Annotated in this window: 1 protein-coding gene; it reads left to right on the top strand. The window is 67.7% G+C overall.

Going from position 1 to position 229, the window contains the following annotated elements; all coding sequences use genetic code 11:
- Positions 1 to 229: bifunctional 3-hydroxydecanoyl-ACP dehydratase/trans-2-decenoyl-ACP isomerase (gene fabA / locus G3576_RS31150; RefSeq protein WP_164698353.1), on the top strand; the 229-nt coding region annotated here is incomplete at both ends.

Raw genomic sequence — 229 nt, forward strand, 5'->3', positions numbered from 1 at the left:
GTGGTTCTTCGACTGTCACTTCCCAGGCGACCCGGTGATGCCCGGCTGCCTGGGGCTGGACGCCATGTGGCAGCTGGTCGGCTTCTACCTGGGCTGGCTCGGCCACCCCGGCCGCGGCCGCGCCCTGGGCTGTGGTGAGGTCAAGTTCTCCGGCCAGATCCTGCCCGAGGCCGAGAAGGTCACCTACCGCATCAACATCAAGCGCATCATCACCCGGCGCCTGATCCTG

Source organism: Falsiroseomonas algicola, from assembly GCF_011040385.1.
Taxonomy (GTDB): Bacteria; Pseudomonadota; Alphaproteobacteria; order Acetobacterales; family Acetobacteraceae; genus Falsiroseomonas; species Falsiroseomonas algicola.